Here is a 24,047-nt window from a genome sequence, read left to right as displayed (position 1 = left end):
ACGCCCCAAAAATCAGTGACAGTAATCCCAGAATAATCATGGGGATCGGGTCGGTCTAATCACCCGTGTGACCGCCACATCCGCAATTTGAAAGATAACGAGATTAGAAAGTTACTGGCGTATTCACCCACAACACTTTTGCAACTGACTCACCAATATTGCGATAACCGTGAGGCACATTGCTGGGGAAATAAAAGGAATCGCCAACAGCAAGGGTGTAAGTCTCTTCACCTAAAAAGAGTGCAATTTCCCCTTCCAGCACATAACCCATCTCCTCGCCATGATGCTCTATCTGCCCGTCACTGGCGACACCGGGCTCAATGATATGAATATTTCCCTGCAATAACCCCCCTTTATGATGATGAGTCAGGTTTTCCAGTGCAATACCGCCTTTCTTGTTACGATGGACAAATCGTTTACGAACACGTTGTTCTGGCTTCAATACTGGTGAATCCGCCACCCAGCTTTCTGCCATCAAATCAGAAATATTGGTTTCCAGAGCACTGGCCAGCCGGTGCAGCATGGCCAAAGAGGGAGAAGCCACCTCATTTTCCAGTTTCGATAATAAACTCTCTGAGCACCCCACCTTAAGTGCAAGCTGCTTTAGCGTGATGTCCTGCGCTAAACGAGCATGACGTAAACGCATCCCTAAATCAGATAAAACAAAACCGCCGTTATCGCCGTTTTTTTTCATAAGTTGATATCTACTGCTCAAAGAGAGTCAAACACCCGGCATATCCCTGCCGGGCACTTTTCTATATAGGTATTTCCCATATAGATAAAAAGGATGATTACTCCGCAACACTAAAATGCACATCCTGCGGATTACAGCCATTGATGGGCACAATGTCTTGCGGGCAAGCTGACATCACAACAATGCAATCCAGCTCGGCTCGGATCTCGACATAATCGCCCGCTTTGCTCACCGTCGGTAACCAGGAAATAGTGTAATCCGAATTAACTGGCGTATTCATCCACAGGTTCAAGGGCTGTGGCACCTCACGCGCGCGCAGCCCAATGGCATTCAACGCCAAGCGCATATTATCAGCACAACTGTCGTGGTATTCAGTGATCCCCATATTGCTATAGCGATAAAGGTCACAGGCCGCAATCAGGGTGTCATGCACGCCCGGTGATGTATCCGTCAGCAGTGTCCCGATAGTACGGCGCTGATTAGTGACCAATGCATCCCCAGGCCGAGGAATAATTTTATCAATAAATGCACGAGTATGTTCCATTGATGAGAACTCACTCAGATCGGCACTATTGAATAGCCATGTATCACACACCTGACTCCCAGGGGTGTTAATAATGCGGATAACTTGCCCTTTGCTTAAGCGTACCGCCCGACCACAGCGGGCAGGAACGGTATATACTTCGCCGATAACTGGCGTCCCGTCAGCAGAAATGGGAGAGGATAACGTGGCATTAGTGCCCAGCGCGCTACCGTTGTCTTTTTCACAGCAAGCAGGATAAGTGTGGGTGCTCATGGGTAACTCCTATGGGTTGATTTGCTAGTTCTGTCAGGCAACAGGCTAATGCCTTTGCGCCAATGTACAGATACTGAGGGTCTGTATATTCAGCCGGGTTATGGCTGATGCCGTTATGGCTGGGGACGAAAAACATACTGGTCGGGCAATGACTGGCCAGATGCATTGCATCGTGGAATGCACCGGATGTCAGGGTCGCGGTTTCTATCTGCAACGCCTGCGTACAAGCATATTGCTGTGCTAACAGTTGAGTATTGAACGCCACTGGCGAGTGACTGAATATGCATTCGACAATCACGTTTTCAGCAGAGATTTGCTGCATCCAGTCATCAAACTGCGCTAAGACCGCAGGATTTTCGTGACGAAAATCGAGAGTGAACGTCGCTCGACTGGCAATCGTATTGATGGCATTCGGCTCGATATCCCAGCGGCCAAAAGTCAGCCTTAATTGGTCAGCGGGCAGAGTTTCCGCCTGTTTTTCCAGCTGTTGTGCTGTTTGGCGTGCCAATGACATAGCATCTTTGCGATCCGCCATAGGCGTGGTGCCAGCATGGGCTGATTGCCCTAAACAAGTCACCTGATACCAGCGCACGCCCTGAATGCCTTGCACCAGTGCCAACGGCTTATTGGCTTGTTCCAGCACCGGCCCCTGTTCAATATGCAGCTCAACAAAGGCGGTCATCGGCAAAGCGGCACGACGCGGTAAGTGGGGAAAACGCTGGTGACAGCGCGCTAAAGCCTGTGCCAAAGTCACACCCTGTGCATCCTGATTATTCAGGTAATTTATTAAGCGCTGCGGCTGGACAAAGGCACTCGACCCCATTGCGCCGGGGGAGAAGCGGCTACCCTCTTCATTCATCCATACCGCCACTTCAATCGGGCGCAACGTGGTGATCCCCGCCTGAGCTAAGGCTCTCAAGCATTCCATTCCGGCTATCACGCCATAACAACCATCAAGATTGCCACCGCTGGGTTGAGTATCAATATGACTGCCGGTCACCACTGGCGGTAAATCCTCAAGACCGGCACGGCGAATAAACAGATTTGCGCAATCATCGGTCATGACTTCACAACCCAATGTATAGGCCCAGTCAATGAGCCAGGCGCGAGCATCTAATTCCTCAGTAGATAAGGCTTGCCGATTAACGCCACCCTGCTCCAGTGCACCAAATCGCGCTAATTGCGCCAATTTATCCATCAACTGCTGCTGGCTAATATGGCCGGCTAGCTCAATACCAGCGCCATCAAGCATGCCCGACCTCCGGTTCATCCAATTGCAGCGGGCGTTTAAACCACGGTGCAAGAAATGATTTCAACCGGTCAGTCTGCGGTTGGCGGAATAAGGTGGCGGGAGAGCCACTTTCAATAATTGAGCCGTCGGCCATAAACACCACGCGGGAGGAGATTTTGGCGGCAAACGACATTTCGTGTGTCACCATCACCATCGTCATGCCGCCGTTTGCCAGCACTTTAATCACATCCAACACCTCTTCGACCCGTTCAGGGTCAAGGGCCGATGTCGGTTCATCCAGCAACAATAATTCCGGCCCCAATGCCAATGCTCTGGCAATTCCGACCCGCTGCTGTTGCCCGCCAGAGAGTCGCGACGGACGAGCTTGCGCCTTGTCCGACATACCGACCTGTGCCAATGCTGCCGCCGCTTTTTTGCGAGCTTCATCACGCGGCATTTTTTTGCCCAGAATCAACGGCGCACAGACATTTTCCAGCACTGTCATGTGCGGCCACAGATTAAATTGCTGAAATACCATCGCCAGTGGACGGCGTACCTCAGCAATTAATGCCGCACTGTCGCGATGTTTTCGCTCGCGCCCGGTGCTGCTGTAGCCCAGTAATTGCCCCTTAATCAGGACTTCACCTTCGTCATAGGCTTCGAGAAAATTCATGCAGCGCAATGCCGTGGTTTTCCCTGAGCCCGAAGGGCCAATCAAGGTGACAATTTCACCGGCGTCGACTGTCAGATTAATCCCCGCCAATACCCGATTGGCCGCAAAGGATTTACCCAGATGGCGTAATTCAATAATGGGTTCGTTACTCATTATATTATCCCTCAATGGCCTGACGGCTGAGTAAGCGCACACCAACACTGACACCTTGTGCCAGCAACCAATAACTGAGGATCAGCAAGGTATAAGGCACAATGTAGGTGTAGGTATTCGCGACTATCTGCCCGGTGGTCATCGTCAACTCAGGCACGGTGATAATCGACGCCACGGCACTCTCTTTAATGGTCAAAATAAACTGGTTCCCCAGCAACGGCAGGCTGAAGCGCAACGCTTGCGGTGTTTGGATGTACCAAAAGCTTTTCCAGGCTGAAATATCATGTACTTGCGCGGCTTCCAATTGCCCCTGCCCAATGCTTTTCCATGCGGTGCGGAAGATTTCGCTAAAATACGCAGAACTGTAAATGGCCAGTGATATTACCGTGGCTTCGATAGCACTCAACGTCACGCCAATGGCGGGTAAACCAAAATAAAACACCGCCAACTGCGCCAAATAAGGTGTGCCGCGAATCAGCCACACATAAGTGCGCCACGGCCAAAACAACCAACGGCTATCACGGCATACGGCTTGCAAGATAAACCCGGCGAAGGCCCCGATGACCGCCGCACTCATGCTTATCCCTAGCGTGACCCCCAATGCGCGCGCAAAGTCTGGCAGATAAAGGAAGAAATCGTTCATCGGTTCTCCTTGTGCCAACGCCGTTCAACATAACCACCTAACAGTGCCAGTAAGCTGGTCAGCACCAAATAAGACAAAGCAATCGCGACATAAACCTCTAGTGGGCGATAGGTCGCCGAGGCCAATTGCTGGCCCACCCGCATCAAATCAGTAATCGCTATCACTGACACCACTGCTGAGGCCTTAATCACATCGATTAATTCAGAAATCAGTGACGGCATGGTCAGGCGCAATACTTGCGGAATTTGGATGTGCCACAGAGTCTGGCGTGAGCTTAATCCACACATCGCCGCCGCTTCTAACTGCCCCGGCGCGATAACATCAAAACCACTGCGCAAGATTTGTGATTGATAGGCCGCCGTATTGAGTGTCAGGGCCATCACTGCCGCCAAATAACCCGGCAGTGACAAACCCAGCTCTCCCGGCAAGTAAAAACACAATAAAACCTGAGCCAAAACCGGGGTGCCACGGAACAAACTGATATAGACACGGGCAAATCCTCTGCCAAATCGTGAGTGGCCGCTTTCCATCAGGTAAATCACGACGCCGATAAAAAAACCGGCAACAATGGCCACGATACACAGCGAGGCGGTTGTCACCGCGCCGTCTATCAACATCGGCAGCCAGGATCTCAGCAATTGGAAAAATTCCCCCATCATCAGCCCTCTTATAAACTTGGTGCCGGCATTTGGTCAGCCGGGACATCCATCACGAAGCCGAACCATTTCTGTTGCAATGCTTTCATGGTGCCGTCACGGTTGGCTTCACTGATGCCGTCGCTGAACAGTTTCACTAAGGTCGTGCTGTCATCCCCCTTGCGCCCAACCCAACCAAAATAGGTGGTCGGCCCTAACATCGGCTTCAAGGTGTTAAAGACTCCCGGGCGGGTTTTGATTAGTGGGCCAAGGTTAGCCAATGACTGGGCTACACCATCCAAACGCTGGTTCGCTAGATCGGCATAGGCTTCGTCGAAAGAGACATACTGTTTGATTTCTTTGATGCCCGGCTTGCCACTGGCTTTCAGTTTTTGATTAAATTCTTGCAGCACTTGCAGCTGACCCGAACCGGCCTGAGAACCCACGACCTTGCCACTTAAGTCATCTAATGTATTGATAGAATTATCATTTTCACGTTTCAGCAGCGCCACGGTAGACTCAGCAATCGGGACCGTAAACGCGAAGTGGTCCATGCGCTGCTTATTCACAGTCACTGCGGTGACGACAAAATCGAATTTCTTGGCATCAAGGCCAGGCAAAATGCCCTGGAAAGGTAAATCAAGTTGCTTAACCTCAACGCCCGGCAGTTTTTTCTGCAAAATATGATTCATTAAATCAACGTCATATCCCACAATCTTGCCGTTTTCTACTGACTCAAAAGGCGCATAACGCGCTTCTGTGGCAATAGTTATCGCCTTGTCAGCTTTAATCTTGTCCAGCAAGTCTGCGCTATGAGCCGTGGCAGAGAATACGCTGGCAGCACACAGCATTGCCCAGCACAAAGGTATCGCCTGTTTACGTCGTGTCATGATTGCCGCCCCATTTAAAGTGATGTGAAGTGTATTCAAGTAACTTGAATGCAATGACATCAGCATGAACTGTGCCAACTGATATAAAGTGAAAGTTGAAGTGAATGAATTTCTTATAACAATATGTAATTAAAGAAATATTTTTATTTATAACTCAGTGCTGAAGAGTGGGGGAAATAGCGGAAGAACAGGAAAGTGACTTGGCGTGATGCCCAAAACGCACAGAAAAAGTGCAAATTTGCGCTTTTTCTGTGCAATGTGATAATTGATGAGGCCACCCGTCGAGCTTGACCGGCAGCCACATTATTTAGGGTCACAAAAATAGCCCGCAAAAAAATCAGATCTTAGCGGCAGCGAGATACTTTTCCATCTCCTCAACCGGCACCATACCCCCGCCTGTCGCCCAGACCAGATGGGTCGCATTGCGCATTTTTTCCGGGCTTAACTGTTTGTTTTTTAAATAATCCGCACTGTTGCTCACCCTTGCTGGGCCGGGCATTCCTGCTAATGCCGACGGCTCTAGTCGGATACTTTCATGACGATTAAGCAGCCCGAGCAAATCATACATTTCTGCATCACTTAAGGTATAAAAACCATCCAGTAAATGCTCCATGGCGCGGCCAACAAATCCGGATGCCCGTCCTACGGCTAAACCATCTGCGGCAGTAATATTATCGATGCCGATATCCTGCACAGAAATATCATCATGCAAACCGGTATAGACGCCCAATAACATACAAGGCGAATGCGTCGGCTCAGCAAAAATGCAATGAACATGGTCCCCGAATGCCAACTTCAAGCCGAAAGCCACGCCACCGGGGCCGCCCCCCACACCACACGGGAGATAGACAAATAACGGGTGGTTTTCATCAACCACTATCTGCTGCTCGGCAAACTGTTTTTTCAGTCGACCGCCCGCCACCGAATACCCCAAAAATAGAGTGGGTGAATTTTCATCATCGATAAAGAAGCAATTTGGATCAGATTCCGCCTGTTTACGCCCTTGTGCTACCGCAACGCCATAGTCCTGCGCATACTCCACCACATTGACGCCATGTTCGCGCAATTTGCGTTTTTTCCATTCACGGGCATCTGCTGACATATGCACACTGACACTGAATCCCAATTTGGCACTCATGATGCCAATAGACATTCCCAGATTGCCGGTGGAGCCAACCGCAATGCGGAACTGGCTGAAAAACTTGCGGAAATCATCGGAAAACAACTTGCTATAGTCATCGGTTTCCGCCAATAAGCCAGCTTGTAGCGCCAGTTTTTCCGCATGTGTTAAGACTTCATAAATGCCGCCACGCGCTTTAATAGAACCGGAAATCGGCAAGTGGCTGTCTTTCTTTAACAGCAGGCGGCCGGTAATTTCCACCCCATAGCGCTGTTGCAAAGCATGTTGCATGGCTGGGATAGCCACAATGTCAGACTCGATAATGCCTTTTGTCTGCTGTGTTTCAGGAAATGCCTGACACAGATAAGGGGCAAAACGCTGTAATCGAGCTTCGGCATCTGCAACATCACGTTGCGATAGCCCGACGTAAGGTAACCCCTGATCTACTGTTGTCGCCAGTGGGTTTAACCACATAACCTCCTCTAAATTGATAAGATTTTTGACCAAAGGATAGTCGGTAATTAATTTATCAATTTCAGTGCTTTTCATAGAATGTCTCTTTTCGATCATATGATGTAAGAAAGTAGGAAAGTGGTGCCCAATGCTATTACCGACGCGATAAAGGTCGCGGTCGTATAATATTTAAATGTCTCACTCAGTGTTGCGCCGCAATATTGTTTTACCAACCAGAATAGCGAGTCAGTGACAATGGTGAAACCAATTGCGCCAGAGCCAATAGCCAGAGTAATAATTTCGGGACTGACATTGGGATACATGGGTAATATTGGGGAAACAATGGCCGTTGCCCCCATCATCGCGACTGTCGCAGAGCCAACCGCTGCATGTAGAATCAGCGCCACCAACCATGCCAGTAGAATCGGGTGCATATCCAGATTTGATAAAATCACCGCTAATGAGTCTGCTAGCCCGCTGGCTTTTAATATTCCGTTGAATGCCCCACCAGCACCGATGATTAACAGAATATTGGCAATAGAAGAAAAACTCTCTTCAGTTTTTGCCAGCAGTGTACTCATGCCCATATTTTGTCGGATGCCTAATGTGTAATAGGCAACAAACGCCGCAATAAACATGGCGGTAATCGGGTTACCGATGAACTCTAATATTAAGTAAGCCGTCGTACCCTTCTCCATATTCAGCTCAGCGGCTGTTTTCGCCAGCATCAGAATAATGGGCAGTAATACAGTAAATAAGGTGGCACCTAATGACGGTAATTCGTCCTCATTACGCACTTTCACTTCAGAGAATGCTGGCGGTACGGTTTTAAAGGGCAGTCGCTTACCCACAAGACGCAAGAACAATGGCCCGCCGATTAATGACGCGGCCAACCCAACGACCAGCCCGTAGACAATCACAGTACCAATATCAGCGCCTAAAGCATTGGTCACATACATAGCCGCCGGATGTGGCGGCACCACGCAATGCACCGCCATCAACGCCGTACACAGCGGGATGGCTAATTTCAGTAGTGATGTATTGGTTTTTTTCGCAATGGAAAATGCTAATGGAATCAATAAGACAACACCCACTTCAACAAACAGGGTGATACCGCAAATTAACCCAACCAGCACCATGGTGACATCCGGTGATAGCCAGCGGCAGCGCTGTAAGGTGATACCGATGCGCTCAGCTGCACCGGATATTTCCATCATTTTCCCTAAGATAGTCCCCAGCCCAATCACTGCCGCCAGGAAGCCCAAAGTGCCGCCAATTCCGCCTTCAATGGAATTCACCATTTCCAGCGGGTTCATGCCCATTAATAATCCGACATAAAAACTGGCTAATAGTAGTGCAAGGAAAGGATGTATTTTCAGTTTTACAATGGTGAAAATAATAATAATGATGCTCGTTAATAACGTCCCCACTACCCATATTTGTGAGTCCATAGCCAACCTCTTCTAATAATAAGTTCTGCCATCATTGAATAAGAATTAGCCGGTGCTGACAAATGATAATAAACAGCTTTCAGATGAGCCAGATTGAATCAAACATGCAATATTGGTCAAAGTTTTGTAGGTAACTCAGACTTGCATCACATTAGATAACCCTAAGCGCGTATTTTGCTAACCATTGCGGTATGCTATTTAGACAAATAAGAGTGTTTGAGAAGCTGCTATGTACCCAGGAAAAAGCTATATCACCCGCAATAAATTATTGAATGGCTATCAGTTGTCTAAACTCTACACATTTGAAATTGCCGCGCGACATAGCTCGTTTGCACTGGCAGCCGATGAGTTATCAATTAGCCCCAGTGCCGTTAGTCACCGGATTAATAGCCTCGAAGAGGAATTAGGCTTCAAACTGTTCCAGCGTTTTCATCGCAAAGTCGAGCTTACCAGTGAGGGCGAACGGGTATTTTGGGTACTGAAATCTTCATTGGAATATCTTAATCAGGAGATTCTGGAAATAAAGAATCAGGAATTGTCTGGCACTCTCACAGTTTATTCTCGCCCCTCAATTGCCCAATGTTGGTTGGTGCCCAAACTGGCCGATTTCGCCCATCACTATCCCGCCATCAGCCTGAATATTCTGACTGGTAATGAGAATGTCAATTTCCAAGGTGGCGGCATTGATTTGGCTATTTATTTTGATGATAAAACACCGGAAAAATTGTCCTACCAACACTTGATGGATGAATCAATGGTGCCGGTATGCAGCCCGGAATATGCAGAAAAACACCAGCTTTATGGCAATTTGAATAATCTGCGGCAATGTACTTTGCTGCATGACCGGCAAGCCTGGAGTTATGATTCCGACAGTCGCGAGTGGAATACCTGGAGCCAACAAGCAGGTTTTGATATCGACCCTATGCAGCGCAGTATGGGCTTTGACCGCTCCGATTTGGCAATTATTGCCGCTATTAATCATGTGGGCGTTGCCATGGGGCGCAAAAAACTGGTGACCAAACGGTTGGAAAACCAAGAGTTGATTATGCCGTTCACCGGCATGGAGGTGAGGTGTGAGCAGCGCTACTATATCTCGACCCTTTCTGACCGGCAGTGGCCTAAAATTAATGCTTTTATTCAGTGGCTAAAGAAGATGGCTGAAGAATCTTGAAAATTAGGCGCTCCTTAACACAAGCGCCCGAGAATATTATGACATTTGGGCCGCTTTCTGCGCCAAGTCTCGGCTGTACTGACGGCTGGCATCCACCAGCATATGGGTATAGGCCGTTTTTTCGCAGTCGGTGGTTAAATCTGCGGTATTCAGAGTTTCCAATATTCGACCATGTTGCATCACTGCAACGCGGTGACACAGATGCGCGATAACGCCCAGATCATGAGTTACCATCAAATAAGTGAGCTTCTCCCGCTGCTGTAACTCCGCCAGCAAATTTAGAATTTCAGCCTGTACTGACACATCCAGTGCCGAAGTGGGTTCATCCAGCAGCAAAACACGCGGCTCAAGGATTAACGCCCGCGCGATAGCCACCCGCTGGCGCTGCCCGCCGGAAAGCTGATGCGGGTAACGCTGACGAAACTGATTGTTAAGGCCCACTTTCGCCAAAATACTGTCAATCCGTTGGTCACGATCCCCTATACCATGAATAATGAGCGGCTCCGAGAGGATGTATTCGATAGTATGCCGCGGGTGTAGCGAACCATATGGGTCTTGGAACACCATCTGGACATGACGACACCGGTCGCGTTCAATTCGGTGCGCCAGAGGAATTTGGTTCAACGTTAGCTGCCCTGTCCAATGGTTAAATAACCCCGCGAGGCATTTCAGCACCGTAGTTTTACCCGATCCAGACTCCCCCACTAAACCAAAAATTTCGCCGTCGTTCACCGCTAAATTCACATCAAATAGCACCTGATTTTGCTGGCTACCCTCGCCAAAGATAAGGTTAAGGTTATTGATTTCAATCATCGAATTTGCAGACATAACAGACTCCTTAACCATTCATCCAAGCGGGGTCGCGCACCATCACCGGTAAACGATCGCGGCGATTGTTCAGATCCGGCAGTGCATTGAGCAAGCCACGGGTATAGGGGTGCTGCGCATTATCAAGATCACAAGCGGCAATAGACTCCACCACCCGACCGGCATACATCACCAGCACACGGTCGCAGAAACTACGTACCAGATTGATATCATGACTAATAAAAATCAGCCCCAACCCACGCTCTTGTACTAAATCATCCAGCATCGCCAACACTTGCAACCGCACCGATACATCCAGTGCCGAGGTGGGCTCATCGGCGATCACCATTTCCGGCCCGGTGATAAGCATCATAGCAATCATGATCCGTTGCCCTTGACCGCCAGAAACTTCATGTGGATACAGGTTATATACCCGCTGCGGTTGGCGAATACGCACCACTTCGAACATGGATAACACCCGCTCCCGAGCCTCCTGACGCGACACTTTATGGTGCGCCAGATAAGCCTCTGCCACTTGATCACCGACACAGACCACCGGGTTCAGTGAATATTTGGGATCTTGCATAATCATCGACATCCGCTTGCCGCGCACTTCACGCATTTTCGCTTCACTGGCGTGCAGTAAATCCACTTCTGCAAAGCGCAATGTATTGGCATGAATCTGCGCACTGGCCGGGTGCAATTTAAGTAGCGCCCGTCCCACGGTGGATTTCCCTGAGCCGGACTCCCCCACAATCGCCAGTTTCTCTTTGCCAAGCGCGAATGAAACTCCGCGCACCGCATCAGTCACCTGTTTACCATTGACGAAGCTGACCCGCAGGTCATCCACTTCCAACAAGGGCACTGATTTATTCTGTTCTGGGGTCGAGAATGTCACGTAGGCCATCTCCTAAGAAGTTAAATGCCAGACTGTTGAGCAAGATCGCCAAACCAGGAATAGTAACCAGCCACCAGCACTCCATCATGTAACGACGCCCACTGGAGATCATCGCGCCCCACTCCGGATCCGGCGGCTGAGCCCCCAAACCGAGGAAACCGAGCCCCGCAGCGGTCAAAATAATTCCGGCCATATTCATCGTGATTCGGATAATGACCGACGGCAGGCACAGGGGAACAATGTGGCGCAGTAAAATACGCAGTGGCGATGCGCCTTGCAATTTCACTGCCGAGACAAAGTCCGCATTGCGTAAAGAGAGTGTTTCAGCCCGTGCCAGGCGAGCAATTGGCGGCCAAGCGGTCAATGTTATTGCTATAACCACATGCTCCAGACCTGGGCCTAAAGCGGCGACGAACGCCAGTGCCAAAACCAAACTGGGAAACGAGATGAAAATGTCGGTAATGCGCATCAAGATACTATCGACCTTCCCCCCGAAGTAACCGGCAACCACACCGAGTAGCAACCCAATGGGCCCGACAGTCACTGACACCAGAGCCACAATATATAAAGTGGTGCGCGCACCATAAATCAGCCGGCTGTATTGATCACGGCCAAACTCATCCGTGCCAAACCAGTGTTGACTCCCCGGGGCTTGCAATGCATTGCCGAGATCCTGCGCCAACGGGTCATGGGTGGCTAACCACGGGGCAAAAAAAGCCACGACTAACAACAAACCGATAATAGACACGCCAATGGCGGTCAGTGGATTTCGCATTAAGGTATGGAAGAAATTAACGACCCGCCGTAGCCCGCGCTTCCAGCCCTGAGTTTTCACTTCAGGACGCGCTACGACATTATCGGGTTCAGAGGAAAGCATCATTGATTCGTCCTCGGGTCAAAGATCTGATAGAGCATGTCGGACAGTAAATTCAGTGAAACAAAGATAAGTCCAACCAATAAGACACAGCCCATCACCGCGTTCATGTCGCCGAGCAATAAGCTGCCCGTCAAATAAGAACCAAAACCGGGCCAGGAGAAGACGGTTTCAATCAATACCGCGCCTTCCAGTAATGAACCGTAAGCCAGCGCCACCACAGTCAGTAATTGCACCAAAATATTGCGGAAGGCATGGCCCCATAACACCTGAAACTCAGACAAACCTTTCACTTTGGCGGTAATAATGTATTCCTGTGATAACTGCGCCAGCATAAAGCTGCGGGTCATGCGACTGATATAAGCCAATGAGTGGAATCCCAGAATAGTGGCGGGCAGCAATAGGTGGTTAACGGCGCTGCGAAATACCTCCCATTCACCCGCCAGTGCGGAATCAATCAGCAATAATCCGGTGCGGCGATCGACTAAACCGTCATAGGCCATATCTACCCGTCCGGCACCGCCGACCCAGTTAAGCCAAGCGTAGAACACCAGTAAACCCATCATCCCCACCCAGAAAATGGGGGTTGAATAACCGGCCAGGCTAATAAAACGCACCATATAATCAGCAAATTTACCGCGTCGTGCTGCCGCCATCACCCCTAATGGGATACCGAGGCCCGCGCCGACCAGAATCGCCATAGTTGCCAACTCGATGGTGGCTGGGAACACGCGGATAATGTCATCGACTACCGGCCGGCCAGTCAGCAAAGCATTGCCGAGGTCTCCGTGGATGAGGGAGTTAAAGTAGATAAAGAACTGTGCCCATAATGGTTTATCCAGCCCCAATTGCAGATAAACCTGTTGATAAGTACTTTGATCCGCATCCTGGCCTACAATCGCCAACACCGGATCAATCGGCATCACCCGACCAATAATAAAAGTCAGAATCAATAAGCCAAATAGGGTCACGGCCACCTGCAAAAAGCGCTTGGATAAACGCCGCGCAATACCATGCGGTGCAAACCAGTCTGAAACCTTCATGCTATCCTCCCGAAACGGGCAAAGCACACGATACTCTGCCCACGGTTTAGGTTACGTGCAGGGAATTATCGCTGCTTATACACCTGTAGCAGGCGGGTAGTGGTTGATGGGTGCGGCACGTAATCGACGATATCTTTGCGCACAACAACCGAATCAACCATTTGTGACATCGGCAAAATGGCTGGGAACAGAGCGTCATAGCGCTCCTGAACTTCAACATACATTTGCTTTTGTATGGCCGGGTCTTTCTCGATTAATGCGTTATCAATCAAATCATTCAGTTGTTTATCGTAGAAAGAGGTACGCCAGCCTTGGAAGTTGGTCAACTTGGCGGCATCACTGTTATCCGGGTTATAAGCAATTGAACGCAGGCTGGAGTGTGGATGCGGGTCAACACCGCCACCGCCACGGCCGACGAGCATGTCGAACTGCCGATCACGCATTGCGCCATAGACTTGGTTACCTGTGCCGGTCAGTATTTTGGCCTGAATCCCCGCTTGGGCTAGAGTGGATTGCACCGAAGTCGCAACATTGATAAATGGCGGATCTGACAACACCCGTAGGGTCGTGGTGAAGCCGTCTGGATAACCCGCTTGCGCTAATAATGCTTTGGCTTTTTCTATATCGAGTTTATAGCCCGGATCCGGCAGTGTGACATCCATTCCTTTCTGGATTGGGCGTTGATGGAAAATCCCATAACCCGGCATTATGGTTTTATTAATTCCATCATAATCAATTAAATAGCGGACCGCTTCGCGCACTTTCGGATTGGCAAAATGCGGTTCTTTCAAGCTCATGGCCACATAATAAATGGTGCCGCGCTGCACTTCGTCTACTTGGATTTCAGGGTTATTTTTCAGTGCGTTGATATCAGGCACAGACATGCCGCTGGCAATATCAATATCCCCTTTTTCTATCATTAATCTCAGCGCCTGTGACTCCGTCATATGGCGGAATATCACTCGCTTCATTTTTGCATCACCCTGCCAATAATCGTTTACTCGGCTGATACGCAAAACATCTTTCGCCTGCCAGACATCCAACTTGAAGGGGCCAGAACCGGCTTCATTGGTTGTTAGCCAACCATTACCCCAGTCGCCGTTTTTCTCATTTTGCATGACAGTGGCGCGGTCCAGAATCGACCCACTGCCTAAGGTCGCCAGTGAATAAATCACCAGTTTCGGGTCGGTCGGTTTCGGTAGCTCAATTTCCACGGTGAGTGGATCTTTGGCACGAATCAATTGCTCCACATTCTCGGCGGTAAAACCGTAGGATTTCCACGTAGTCGCTTGTGCCAAATTCAGGTGCATCAGGCGGTTCATTGACCAGGCAAAGTCGGCTGCTGTCACCGGGTTACCTGAGTGGAACTTCATACCATCGCGCAAGGTAAAGGTAATTAATTTGCCGTCATCACTGATTTTCCACTCTGTCGCCGCGCCCGGCAAAACTTTGCTGGGAGTGTGTGAATCTAATTCCACCAACGAGTCATACATATTAACAATGATTGAAACTGCATCATTACCCGTCATCGCCGCAGGATCGAGTGACAGTAAGTTATTCATATTCATGCCAACAATCAGTTGGTCATCGGGTGTTTTGGCCATACTGACGCCAGTCGACGTCAGTGTGATCAGTAGGGTAAGGAGGAGTGTTCTAACTATTATTATCGCGTTCATGGACCATCTCCAGTAAGAAAAGGCTAGATCTGAATGCTTGTTTTTATAGGTCGATACCACATGTTATATTTCCCTTAAGTCCTTGGTGTTGCAGCGAATATCAGGCTGCATCAAGAATGAAGGGTATGAGCTTCGATATAGTCGAAATTAATATCCTCGCCGAGTCCCGGACGGGTCGGTAAGGAGACATAGCCATCGTTGTCCATCGGATCAATGATGCTATTTAGATAAGCGGCTGGCTCATCGTAATCGAGGAATGGATGCAGCAGCCCGCGCTCATACCAACGGCAATTACGGATAGCCCCGACGACCGCCAGATTAGGCGCGCCATTACCGTGGATTTCACAATCCATACCGAAAGATTCAGCTAAATGCGCCACTTTCAGGCAAGGGGTAATCCCGCCCACGCCCTGAACACCGGCACGTAAAATGTCGCAAGCGCCTGCTTTCACCCAATCAGCACGGCTAAAGTATTTACCCGCCAGACTTTCCGGCCCAACAATGTCAATTTGTAGGTTTTCTCTCAGCCAACAATAAGACGCCATACTTTGTTCTTCCATCGGCTCTTCAAACCAACTGAAATTCAACTTTTGTAATTCGCGGCCAATATAAAGTGCATCACTACGGCTATACCAATGGTAACCATCCAGCATCAGCGCAATATCAGGCCCGACAGCTTCGCGCACCGCCGCACACGCCCGAACATCCATTTGTGGACTTGGCGCAAAGGAGACCGGTGGCATCCAGGTATGCAGCTTGATACCCTTATAACCACGCGCGACCAACTGCTCAGCAAAGCGCGCATATTCATCCGGCGTGGATAACCCCCCAACGAGCTCATCACCACACATGGTGCTGCCATAGGCCAATACTTTGTCGCGATACCCACCCAGCAATTTATAAACCGGCTGGCCTAACTTGCGCCCCAGCAGATCCCAGATGGCCTGCTCGGCAATCGCCAGCGCCCGGTCGGTTAACTGATTGGCACTGCCCCGCTGCCAATGCACCAAATCATTCCACAACCGCTCGCGATCAAATGGGTTCTGCCCTATCAAGACTTTTTTAAAGAAGCTGTTGATAATGTGCGGACGAATCACTTCCGGTGGTGCAAATGCATAACCACAATCACCTTCATCTGTGATCAAAGTCAGCATGGCCATTTTGGCCAGTGATTCCTCTCCGGGATGCGAATGCCCTGCGGAATCGGAAACACGGCGGGTTGGATAAGAAAAAACGGTTACATCTACGGATATTATTTTCACCTGATTACCTGCCTTTAAAGTTCATCTGATTTCAGTCAGCTCAGGAGTCACTTCACTGATTTTTTCTGACTAAAAGGTCGCTATCCCTGTGAGTTCGAAAAACTAATCCCTTATTTTTAATAATGTTTTAATCACCTAAATTATTAGAACGTCAGATCTTTTAAAATGGAATGTTATTTCACTCAACCAGTATTGGAGATAACGGTGAATTAGTCATTAGGAAATTGGCTGCAAAAAAGGCTAAAAAAGCAGGGTTTTTTGGGCAAATGCATAAATTATTGTGAGCAGCATCACGATGAACTGGGAGGAGAGTGTCAGACATCACAAAATCTGACCAAACAGTGTCTGTTGTTGCTACTCGCTATTTTTATGTTGAGCCACTCCTTCATCATCAATAGACCGAGGCTATCTCAACGATAGGCAAAGCTGCCCTACTAGCTTGATAAAGGTCAACCATCACTCAGCACAGGCCAGAGATAATTCCACTTTATAAATAGGGTTATTAACAGGATAAAACCATCAATGTGAAAGCGACTTATCGCTTTCCACACAACAAAGGAGTGCTGCTGTGATAAGAAAATGGCTAATTGGCGGAGGAATATTGGTAGTTGCAGGTTATCTGGGTGTAGCGGGTTATATTTACATGGCAGATAACGCACGCAGTAAGACATTAATCAGCGAGGAAAAACAATTAACCGACGTTGCAATCTCCTCAGTGAGCAACACAAAAATATCCCATCAACAGATCAGTAATCTGTTTTATCAAAAGGGCTGCGATTATTGTCACACTAGCAGTGCCTCCTTGCCGTTTTATGCCGCCATTCCGGGGGTAAAACAACTAATGGATTACGATATTCAGCAAGGTAGCCAATATTTCTCACTGGAACCGACCTTACTGGCAATTAAAGAAAATCGCGCTGTACCCGAAGCAGATTTAGCTAAAATCGAATCGGCTATTGTTCGCGAACAAATGCCACCACAACGTTTTGCTGTTTTGCACTGGTCTTCAGGTATTAATACCCAAGAAAGAAACCAAATTCTCGATTGGGTTAAATCACAGCGAGCGGAATACTACCCTTCCAATAGCAGCAGTGACATGCAACACCTGACATTGCAACCGCTGCCAGATACATTACCCGTCGACAATCAAAAAGTAGCACTGGGTTCCCGTCTATTCCATGACCCGCGTTTGTCCAGTGATAACACCGTTTCTTGCGCCAGCTGCCATCTGCTCTCAAAAGGTGGAGTCGATAATCTGGCAACTTCAACCGGTGTTAATGGTCAGAAAGGCGGAATTAATGCGCCGACAGTATTCAATGCCGTATTCAATGTGAATCAATTCTGGGATGGCCGCGCCGTTGATTTACAACAGCAGGCCGGAGGCCCCCCATTAAATCCGGTGGAAATGGCATCAGCGTCGTGGGATGAGATCATTAGTAAACTGCAACAGGATGCGCAACTCACACAGGAATTTGTTCAAGTTTATCCGCAAGGCTATTCCGAACACACTATCACTGATGCTATTGCCGAATTTGAGAAAACACTAACCACACCAAATAGTCCTTTTGACCGCTATTTGAAAGGTGATGCCAATGCCCTAACGGCTAGCCAAAAAAACGGTCTGGCACTATTCCAAAAAAATAAATGTGACACCTGCCATGTAGGTAAGAATATTGGCGGGCAATCCTATGAGCTGATGGGATTAAAAGGTAATTATTTTGCTGACCGGCCAAAAGATCTCACGGCCGATGATCACGGGCGCTTTAATGTCACCAAAGATCCTCGCGATAAGCACCGTTTTAAAACTCCGGGCCTACGTAACGTGGCTTTGACAGCGCCTTATTTCCACGATGCTCAAGCCGAAGATTTAAATCAAGCAGTTGAAATGATGTTGAAATATCAGGCGGGTACCAGCCTGCCACCACAAGATATTAAAGATATTGTTGCTTTCCTCGAAAGCCTTACCGGAGAATATATTACACATCAATAACAAGATGTCATAGAAAAAAAATATCCGTGGCGTCGTTTAACTGCGGATATTCCCTACCCAATACATATCAAAAATAGTCCTTAATATAACTGTGCTAAATTAAGCTCAGCCTGAATACAGTTAAATTGATCTGGATCATCCTCACACCAGCCTAAGAATTTTCCTACAAATATGGGAATGGGTTCCCATACCCGGCCATAAATTAGTTTGTTACTATCTCCCCACTGATTTAGTGATATCAATATTCATTAATTTGAATTTATAAATCATCCCAAATACCCATAATTATATTAGTTATGAATCCTGCGCATGAAATTAATAAATACCTCCAAATAATAACGTATCAAATGAGAATACGTAAACACCAGTGAATTCATAGAATAACCAGGAATCTTACCGTAATGAATACCCATATAAAAAGAACCTATCTGAGCATTGCTATTTCATCTATTATTTACGCAGCAAGTACAGCAAGCGTCACTGCAGCGCCTTGTGTAGGCTATACCGTCACTGATATTTGCGAACAAACAAAATCTGGGGCTGGCGAATTTCACAGTATTTCTCTAGGCGATGGCGTAACAGCCGGGACAGAAGATCACCATTTTATCTTTAATGGCGAAGGATATGAATTATATAAACCTCATGATTATTTCTCTAGCGCAGTAGCCCTAGGCACTATTCGCTATACCGAGGTCAACAATAGCCGTTTCACTATCACTGGCACCCATTATCAAGGCGGTGCAACCTATGAAGGTCGGGCGGAAAATACCACACTAAATAATAGCTTGATGTGGGTAATGACATCGGCAGACCAAACTATTGCTAAAGGTAATTCCGCAGTAGTGGTTTCCACACAATTCGCAATGAATGGGAATACTTATACTGAGACTGCCGAGGATGGCAGTATTGAGTTCGACCCGTACATTACTAATAGCCGCTATCAAGATACGTCTTATGAAATGTTATGGGGCAGGAAAGACGAGTCAAAAAACTGGGATACCAAAGCCACATCGTATAATTCTGAATTTGTAGATTCCAGCCGTCAGGTTGTCGCAGCCAATGGTCATAGTGTTGATGCAATATTTTACGATAAGGCCTACCAGCGTATTGATGACACCGGGCTCGCTAGCGCTGCAATATTTAAAAACACCTCTTACCAGAATATTTACGCTGGCGGAGAGTCACAAGATACGACCTTATTTGATAATGCTTACTCTTGGGTTCGGGCCGGAGGAAAATTAACTGGGTTAACACAAGTCAATAATGCGGCCTCTGTTTATCTTGATACGGCTGAAACCAATGGCGCTTATGCACAAAATGTCGTTCTTAATGGTGAAAATACCCATTTAGTGGTGCGATATAATGCGTCTAATAATGCCTCTGCAACTGTTGATGATTTAATTTTGAATGGAGGTGAGGTTGCATTCCAGTCAGGTACTGGCAGTAATTATACTTCATTAAATATTGGGACGCTTTCTGGCTCAGGTTCTTTCCTGTTCAATACGTCTATTGCTGAAGGCAAAGGTAACTTTGTCACTATCGCGAATGCCAGCGGCTCGCACAAGGTGATGGTAAATGATTCAGGAGCTGAGATAACCGCGCCAGGCGAAACTACATTGGACCTTATTCACGATCTCAGTGGTCATGCACAATTCACTCTCGCCTCATTCACCGGTGCCAACATTACTGAAATTGATGGTGGCACCTATGTCTACGGCTTGAAAAAATGGGATAACTCGGCGCGGGCCGGGGGAAACTTATGGTATTTAGGCAGCACTTTGGATGCGGGTCTTGAACCTGAAGTGCCTGTAACCCCTGTAGAGCCGGAAGTGCCTGTAACACCTATTGAGCCAACACCAGAAACAGGAATGAAGACAACACCATCCACTGATGCGGTATTAAGTATGGCCTCAGCAAACCAGTTTATTTTTGATGGCGAATTACAGAATTTGCGCTTACGTAAAGGTGATTTAAATAACAGTAAAGGTGATAACGCCAGTGTTTGGGGCCGCTATTTGACCAATAATACTCGCGTCAGTGCCGCACATGATGCTGCATATCGTTTACAGCAAGATGGCTTTGAAATAGGTGCCGATAAAATATTTGGTTTGTCTTCTGGCCAATTAGTCTTAGGCGGTTTTACCTCTTATAGCAATAACCGCGTAAAACATGCCCGTGGTGGAAACAGTTCGATTGATAGTTACAGCCTGGGTGCTTATGGCAGTTATTTTGATAACAGCGGCTATTATATTGATACTGTTCTTAAAGCTAACCGCTTTAAGAACTCACTAAATGCAAATATGACGAACGGCGGTTCAGTACAAAGTGATTACAACCAAAATGCTGTGGGCGGGTCACTTGAGGCTGGTTACCATTACAAACTTTCTGATAATTGGTTTGTAGAACCCTATGCTCGTGCCAGTTATTTCACTGCACAGGACAAAGATATTGCGCTCAACAATGGTATGAAGGCGAATATTGATAATAATCGGTCAGCCAAAGGCGAATTAGGGACCCACGTTGGGACGAAATTTGATCTGAAAAATGGCGCGATTATTCGCCCTTACGCTAAAGTTGCGATTGAACGAGAGTTTATTACATCCAATACAGTGACGATTAACCAGGCTAATGATTTTAATAATGATTTTTCTGGTAATACAGCTAAATATGGGTTGGGCATGGATGTTAACCTGACCAAGCAAACTACGGTTTATGCTGAAGCCAATTATCGCAAGGGCACAAATGTCGAGTCACCTGTGATGGCCAACATCGGCTTCCGAGTTAATTTCTAAGTAAAGAGTCTGATATAGGGCTTCTCGTGGTCACGCGGGAAGCCCATTTTTTATTCACCAATAAAACCATTGGTTAAAAATACGACATCACGTTATTCTCATTTTGAATTTCATAATAAAAAAGGGATGAAAATGAAAAAGTTACCTCTGGGAATGATGATTTTGGCATTAATCAGTAGTCAACAAGTGTTGGCGAAAAGCTGGCAAGAAATTAAACAAAGCGGAGAATTGCGTATTGGTGTTCCCGGTGACTACGCGCCTTTAGCCTTTCACGATAAACAGGGCCAATTGGTAGGCTACGATATTGATATGGCAAAATCCCTAGGTGAAAGCCTAAAGTTAAAAGTCAATTTTGTAGCCAGTAGTTGGCCAACTCTGTCTGACGACTTAGCGGCAGACAAATTTGATATTGCCATGGGCGGTGTCACTCAAACGCCCGGGCGTGCAGCACAATTCGCATTATCCAGCCCAGTGGTTAAGAATGGCAAAATTGCTTTAGCCAATTGTCAGCAATCCAAAAAATTCCCCACGTTAGAATCTATTGACCGTGAAACAGTGAAAGTTATTGTCAATCCGGGAGGGACTAACCAGTCTTTTGTCGATACTAATATCAAACAAGCACAAATCATCCGCACTAAAGATAACGTGGCTAATTTGCAGGGTGTCCGAGATCACAGTGCAGATATTATGTTTACTGACTTAATCGAAGGGGATTATTACCAAAGCAAAGAACCGGGCGTATTTTGCGTCGCGACTCCGGAAATATTACCCGGCACAGGCAGTTATAAAGTGTATATGATGGCGAAAGATAATCAGCCGTTACTCAGTGAAGTAAATCAGTGGCTGAATGGCAAGACAAAATCCACATTAGCCCATAAATGGAATATTTCCGAATAAGTCATTTCTGTCTGCCAGCTCACAGGGCTGGCAATTCTGTAGCCTTGCAATTTAATTGCCGTCCATGGCAACTCTTATCACTTTAAGCCGTTAATCCGCCATCTAACACTAAGGATTGGCCGGTCATATAGCGGCTGTCATTGCCTATCATAAAGGCGCTGACACGAGCAACTTCTTGCGCATTACCCAAACGTCGTAATGGGATCTGTTTACGTAATCCTTTTAAGGCCTCTGGAGGCATATCGCGGGTCATATCACTGTCGATAACCCCTGGTAGCAAGCAGTTCACCCGAATATTAAAGCGCCCCATCTCAAGTGCCAGCGAACGGCCAAGACCCATCATTGCCGCTTTACTGGCGCCATACGCGCTTTGCCCAATATTGCCTTTGATTGCGGTCACTGAAGACATCAACAAAACTGCCCCCTCGCCCTGCATCATCATTTGCGGCAATACATGCTTATTCCAGTAGAAAATAGCATTAAGATTGGTGTCCAAAACATTGCGCCAGTTATCACCATTTTGCTGGATATGTAAGCTATCACCGGTAATGCCCGCGTTATGAATGACCGCGCCGGGTGGGCCATATTTTTCTAACAATTGCGGTGCCAGCGTATCAACATCCGCTTCATTGCTGCCGTCACAGCGATAGCTGGTCACCATACCGGGTAGCCCTTCACAGCTATCAATGACATCACGGCTCTGCTGTTCGCCATTGCGCCAGGTAAAAACAACATCCCACTCTTTGGCCAGTTCTTCGACCAATGCGCGGCCAATGCCACGGCTACCCCCCGTAATTAACACCCATTGCCTGCTCATAATATTATTTCTTCTGCTCGGCCAACTTCTGGCAAAGCTCACCTAAAGTCATGTCTGGGCTTTCCATAAACATCTCAGCATTTAGCGTGGCGCCAAATTCACGTTTTGCCAACACCATCAGTTCAACATAATCGAGGCTGTCGAGTTTTAACTGGTGCAGTGGCATATCTGGCGACAATGCCGACATTTCTAAGTCTTTGGCGTCACACAACATTTCACATACGGTGTCATAAACGTGTTGATACTTTTCCATGGTCTTATCCTTTTTTAATGCGCGGCTAACGGCCACGTTTTCAATGTTACAGCTGTGGTAATTAATGGCCCTAAAGCTGAACGGGCCGCAATAGCCGCACGCAAGACCCAGCCATCATCAGGGTTGCCGACGATCAATGTCGGTTCGATGGCGTAGTGCAATGCACTGCGGACAAATATATTCGGGTTATTAATGCGCAGTAAATCCGCACTAAAATGCACATCATGATGAGTCTGGATAACCGGCACATACTTGAAAACGTCAATCAGAGTCTCGGCTTCAATCCCCGGTAACACCTGTTTGGCGGTTGCCAGTGTTTGCGGCGCGGCCACCAGCAGTTTAAACAATAGCGCATCAAAAAATCCCCAGCATTCAGCTGGTTGCGATGCATCGCCCGAGAATTTCTGACTCAATTGAAAAACGTCATCCGCCGTCAAAGAAGCCCATTGTTCATGGTCGGCCTGCACCAATGTTGGCGCACTGCGCAGCTTGCCGGTAAAACAACTTTCACCGCTGCCAACATCAATCAGATTACCGCTCGCCTGCCCTGCCGCTTCTCCGACTTGCAGTTGATATGAGGTATGACATTGTACGGGTTGGCGTAATCTGGCGTTAAAACGCAGAAATTCTGCCGGCGGTAATGCCGGTAATAACGCGGTGCTGAGCTGATATTTAATATCCAGCATCGCGCGCATCCCGTGGACGGTTAGTTGTTGCAGACCCAAATGCTGCGCATGTTGCAGATCAAAATGAATCGGGTTGTAATCACCGGAAAATTCAGCCCAGCGTTCTGCATCACTAAGGCTGTAGTTGTAGTGACAAATCATA

At 47.8% G+C, this 24,047-nt stretch carries 22 protein-coding genes; 4 read left to right on the top strand and 18 right to left on the bottom strand.

Going from position 1 to position 24,047, the window contains the following annotated elements; translation table 11 throughout:
• Nucleotides 1-103 precede the first annotated feature (103 nt).
• From F0T03_RS04580 to dsdX, 9 genes are all read right to left on the bottom strand, one after another.
• Nucleotides 104-694, bottom strand: a complete 591-nt coding sequence (locus tag F0T03_RS04580) for a cupin domain-containing protein (RefSeq protein WP_145557030.1) — start codon at nt 692-694, stop codon at nt 104-106.
• 97 nt (nt 695-791) lie between these two features.
• The gene (locus F0T03_RS04575; protein WP_162526878.1) at nt 792-1,490 is read right to left on the bottom strand and encodes a DUF1989 domain-containing protein; all 699 of its coding nucleotides are present in this window, start codon (nt 1,488-1,490) and stop codon (nt 792-794) included.
• Nucleotides 1,459-2,742 (bottom strand): M20 family metallo-hydrolase, encoded by a 1,284-nt coding sequence (locus F0T03_RS04570; protein ID WP_159677328.1) that lies wholly within the window; start codon nt 2,740-2,742, stop codon nt 1,459-1,461. The genes F0T03_RS04575 and F0T03_RS04570 overlap by 32 nt, the downstream gene beginning before the upstream one ends.
• Nucleotides 2,735-3,550: an amino acid ABC transporter ATP-binding protein gene (locus F0T03_RS04565; protein ID WP_145557082.1), complete on the bottom strand. Its 816-nt coding sequence runs from the start codon at nt 3,548-3,550 to the stop codon at nt 2,735-2,737. The genes F0T03_RS04570 and F0T03_RS04565 overlap by 8 nt, the downstream gene beginning before the upstream one ends.
• Nucleotide 3,551: 1 nt before the next feature.
• On the bottom strand, nt 3,552-4,190 hold the full coding sequence (locus tag F0T03_RS04560; protein WP_145557033.1) for an amino acid ABC transporter permease: 639 nt from the start codon (nt 4,188-4,190) through the stop codon (nt 3,552-3,554).
• Nucleotides 4,187-4,849, bottom strand: coding sequence for an amino acid ABC transporter permease (locus tag F0T03_RS04555; protein ID WP_162526877.1), 663 nt, complete (start codon nt 4,847-4,849; stop codon nt 4,187-4,189). The genes F0T03_RS04560 and F0T03_RS04555 overlap by 4 nt, the downstream gene beginning before the upstream one ends.
• A gap of 8 nt (nt 4,850-4,857) precedes the next feature.
• Entirely contained in the window at nt 4,858-5,715 is an 858-nt protein-coding gene (locus tag F0T03_RS04550; protein ID WP_159677327.1) for a transporter substrate-binding domain-containing protein, read from the bottom strand.
• 337 nt (nt 5,716-6,052) lie between these two features.
• Nucleotides 6,053-7,384 carry a D-serine ammonia-lyase gene (dsdA, locus tag F0T03_RS04545; protein WP_159677326.1) on the bottom strand — a complete coding sequence of 444 codons (1,332 nt, stop codon included), beginning with the start codon at nt 7,382-7,384 and terminating at the stop codon, nt 6,053-6,055.
• Nucleotides 7,385-7,401: 17 nt separating this feature from the next.
• The gene (dsdX, locus tag F0T03_RS04540) at nt 7,402-8,739 is read right to left on the bottom strand and encodes a D-serine transporter DsdX (RefSeq protein ID WP_145557039.1); all 1,338 of its coding nucleotides are present in this window, start codon (nt 8,737-8,739) and stop codon (nt 7,402-7,404) included.
• A gap of 229 nt (nt 8,740-8,968) precedes the next feature.
• Here dsdX and dsdC point away from each other — a divergent pair, with 229 nt between their 5' ends.
• Nucleotides 8,969-9,910 carry a DNA-binding transcriptional regulator DsdC gene (gene dsdC / locus F0T03_RS04535; RefSeq protein ID WP_159677325.1) on the top strand — a complete coding sequence of 314 codons (942 nt, stop codon included), beginning with the start codon at nt 8,969-8,971 and terminating at the stop codon, nt 9,908-9,910.
• Nucleotides 9,911-9,946: 36 nt separating this feature from the next.
• On the opposite strand, the gene F0T03_RS04530 is transcribed toward dsdC, so the two are convergent.
• The 6 genes from F0T03_RS04530 to F0T03_RS04505 form a co-directional block, all read right to left on the bottom strand.
• The gene (locus F0T03_RS04530) at nt 9,947-10,723 is read right to left on the bottom strand and encodes an ABC transporter ATP-binding protein (RefSeq protein ID WP_145557086.1); all 777 of its coding nucleotides are present in this window, start codon (nt 10,721-10,723) and stop codon (nt 9,947-9,949) included.
• 25 nt (nt 10,724-10,748) lie between these two features.
• Entirely contained in the window at nt 10,749-11,624 is an 876-nt protein-coding gene (locus F0T03_RS04525) for an ABC transporter ATP-binding protein (RefSeq protein WP_145557044.1), read from the bottom strand.
• A complete protein-coding gene (locus F0T03_RS04520; RefSeq protein ID WP_374757587.1) occupies nt 11,587-12,492 on the bottom strand; it encodes an ABC transporter permease in 906 nt (301 codons plus the stop codon). The genes F0T03_RS04525 and F0T03_RS04520 overlap by 38 nt, the downstream gene beginning before the upstream one ends.
• Entirely contained in the window at nt 12,492-13,532 is a 1,041-nt protein-coding gene (locus tag F0T03_RS04515) for an ABC transporter permease (RefSeq protein ID WP_159677324.1), read from the bottom strand. The genes F0T03_RS04520 and F0T03_RS04515 overlap by 1 nt, the downstream gene beginning before the upstream one ends.
• 65 nt (nt 13,533-13,597) lie before the next feature.
• Nucleotides 13,598-15,208 (bottom strand): ABC transporter substrate-binding protein, encoded by a 1,611-nt coding sequence (locus tag F0T03_RS04510; RefSeq protein WP_159677323.1) that lies wholly within the window; start codon nt 15,206-15,208, stop codon nt 13,598-13,600.
• Nucleotides 15,209-15,318: 110 nt separating this feature from the next.
• On the bottom strand, nt 15,319-16,470 hold the full coding sequence (locus tag F0T03_RS04505; RefSeq protein WP_159677322.1) for a mandelate racemase family protein: 1,152 nt from the start codon (nt 16,468-16,470) through the stop codon (nt 15,319-15,321).
• Between the two features lie 568 nt (nt 16,471-17,038).
• Between F0T03_RS04505 and F0T03_RS04500 the strand changes: the two genes are divergently transcribed.
• From F0T03_RS04500 to F0T03_RS04490, 3 genes are all read left to right on the top strand, one after another.
• A complete protein-coding gene (locus F0T03_RS04500; RefSeq protein WP_159677321.1) occupies nt 17,039-18,460 on the top strand; it encodes a cytochrome c peroxidase in 1,422 nt (473 codons plus the stop codon).
• A 401-nt stretch (nt 18,461-18,861) separates the two neighbouring features.
• On the top strand, nt 18,862-21,252 hold the full coding sequence (locus F0T03_RS04495) for an autotransporter outer membrane beta-barrel domain-containing protein (protein WP_159677320.1): 2,391 nt from the start codon (nt 18,862-18,864) through the stop codon (nt 21,250-21,252).
• Between the two features lie 132 nt (nt 21,253-21,384).
• On the top strand, nt 21,385-22,149 hold the full coding sequence (locus tag F0T03_RS04490) for a transporter substrate-binding domain-containing protein (RefSeq protein WP_162526876.1): 765 nt from the start codon (nt 21,385-21,387) through the stop codon (nt 22,147-22,149).
• An 82-nt stretch (nt 22,150-22,231) separates the two neighbouring features.
• Here the strand turns inward: F0T03_RS04490 and F0T03_RS04485 are convergent, their stop codons facing one another.
• The 3 genes from F0T03_RS04485 to F0T03_RS04475 are packed head-to-tail and all read right to left on the bottom strand — an operon-like array spanning nt 22,232 to nt 24,046.
• Nucleotides 22,232-22,966 (bottom strand): SDR family NAD(P)-dependent oxidoreductase, encoded by a 735-nt coding sequence (locus F0T03_RS04485; RefSeq protein WP_162526875.1) that lies wholly within the window; start codon nt 22,964-22,966, stop codon nt 22,232-22,234.
• A gap of 4 nt (nt 22,967-22,970) precedes the next feature.
• The gene (locus F0T03_RS04480) at nt 22,971-23,219 is read right to left on the bottom strand and encodes an acyl carrier protein (protein WP_145557060.1); all 249 of its coding nucleotides are present in this window, start codon (nt 23,217-23,219) and stop codon (nt 22,971-22,973) included.
• 14 nt (nt 23,220-23,233) lie between these two features.
• Nucleotides 23,234-24,046 (bottom strand): MaoC/PaaZ C-terminal domain-containing protein, encoded by an 813-nt coding sequence (locus F0T03_RS04475; protein WP_425511047.1) that lies wholly within the window; start codon nt 24,044-24,046, stop codon nt 23,234-23,236.
• Between the last annotated feature and the right edge of the window lies 1 nt (nt 24,047).

It is taken from the genome of Yersinia canariae (genome assembly GCF_009831415.1).
GTDB lineage: Bacteria > Pseudomonadota > Gammaproteobacteria > Enterobacterales > Enterobacteriaceae > Yersinia > Yersinia canariae.
This window is presented reverse-complemented; position numbering and strand designations above follow the sequence as displayed.

Excerpts from the sequence above, each read along its gene's own strand:
- F0T03_RS04580 (WP_145557030.1), bottom strand. The coding sequence starts at position 694 with ATGAAAAAAAACGGCGATAACGGCGGTTTTGTTTTATCTGATTTAGGG.
- F0T03_RS04575 (WP_162526878.1), bottom strand. The coding sequence starts at position 1,490 with ATGAGCACCCACACTTATCCTGCTTGCTGTGAAAAAGACAACGGTAGC.
- F0T03_RS04570 (WP_159677328.1), bottom strand. The coding sequence starts at position 2,742 with ATGCTTGATGGCGCTGGTATTGAGCTAGCCGGCCATATTAGCCAGCAG.
- F0T03_RS04560 (WP_145557033.1), bottom strand. The coding sequence starts at position 4,190 with ATGAACGATTTCTTCCTTTATCTGCCAGACTTTGCGCGCGCATTGGGG.
- F0T03_RS04555 (WP_162526877.1), bottom strand. The coding sequence starts at position 4,849 with ATGATGGGGGAATTTTTCCAATTGCTGAGATCCTGGCTGCCGATGTTG.
- F0T03_RS04550 (WP_159677327.1), bottom strand. The coding sequence starts at position 5,715 with ATGACACGACGTAAACAGGCGATACCTTTGTGCTGGGCAATGCTGTGT.
- dsdA (WP_159677326.1), bottom strand. The coding sequence starts at position 7,384 with ATGAAAAGCACTGAAATTGATAAATTAATTACCGACTATCCTTTGGTC.
- dsdX (WP_145557039.1), bottom strand. The coding sequence starts at position 8,739 with ATGGACTCACAAATATGGGTAGTGGGGACGTTATTAACGAGCATCATT.
- dsdC (WP_159677325.1), top strand. The coding sequence starts at position 8,969 with ATGTACCCAGGAAAAAGCTATATCACCCGCAATAAATTATTGAATGGC.
- F0T03_RS04530 (WP_145557086.1), bottom strand. The coding sequence starts at position 10,723 with ATGATTGAAATCAATAACCTTAACCTTATCTTTGGCGAGGGTAGCCAG.
- F0T03_RS04525 (WP_145557044.1), bottom strand. The coding sequence starts at position 11,624 with ATGGCCTACGTGACATTCTCGACCCCAGAACAGAATAAATCAGTGCCC.
- F0T03_RS04520 (WP_374757587.1), bottom strand. The coding sequence starts at position 12,492 with ATGCTTTCCTCTGAACCCGATAATGTCGTAGCGCGTCCTGAAGTGAAA.
- F0T03_RS04515 (WP_159677324.1), bottom strand. The coding sequence starts at position 13,532 with ATGAAGGTTTCAGACTGGTTTGCACCGCATGGTATTGCGCGGCGTTTA.
- F0T03_RS04510 (WP_159677323.1), bottom strand. The coding sequence starts at position 15,208 with ATGAACGCGATAATAATAGTTAGAACACTCCTCCTTACCCTACTGATC.
- F0T03_RS04495 (WP_159677320.1), top strand. The coding sequence starts at position 18,862 with ATGAATACCCATATAAAAAGAACCTATCTGAGCATTGCTATTTCATCT.
- F0T03_RS04490 (WP_162526876.1), top strand. The coding sequence starts at position 21,385 with ATGAAAAAGTTACCTCTGGGAATGATGATTTTGGCATTAATCAGTAGT.
- F0T03_RS04485 (WP_162526875.1), bottom strand. The coding sequence starts at position 22,966 with ATGAGCAGGCAATGGGTGTTAATTACGGGGGGTAGCCGTGGCATTGGC.
- F0T03_RS04480 (WP_145557060.1), bottom strand. The coding sequence starts at position 23,219 with ATGGAAAAGTATCAACACGTTTATGACACCGTATGTGAAATGTTGTGT.
- F0T03_RS04475 (WP_425511047.1), bottom strand. The coding sequence starts at position 24,046 with ATGATTTGTCACTACAACTACAGCCTTAGTGATGCAGAACGCTGGGCT.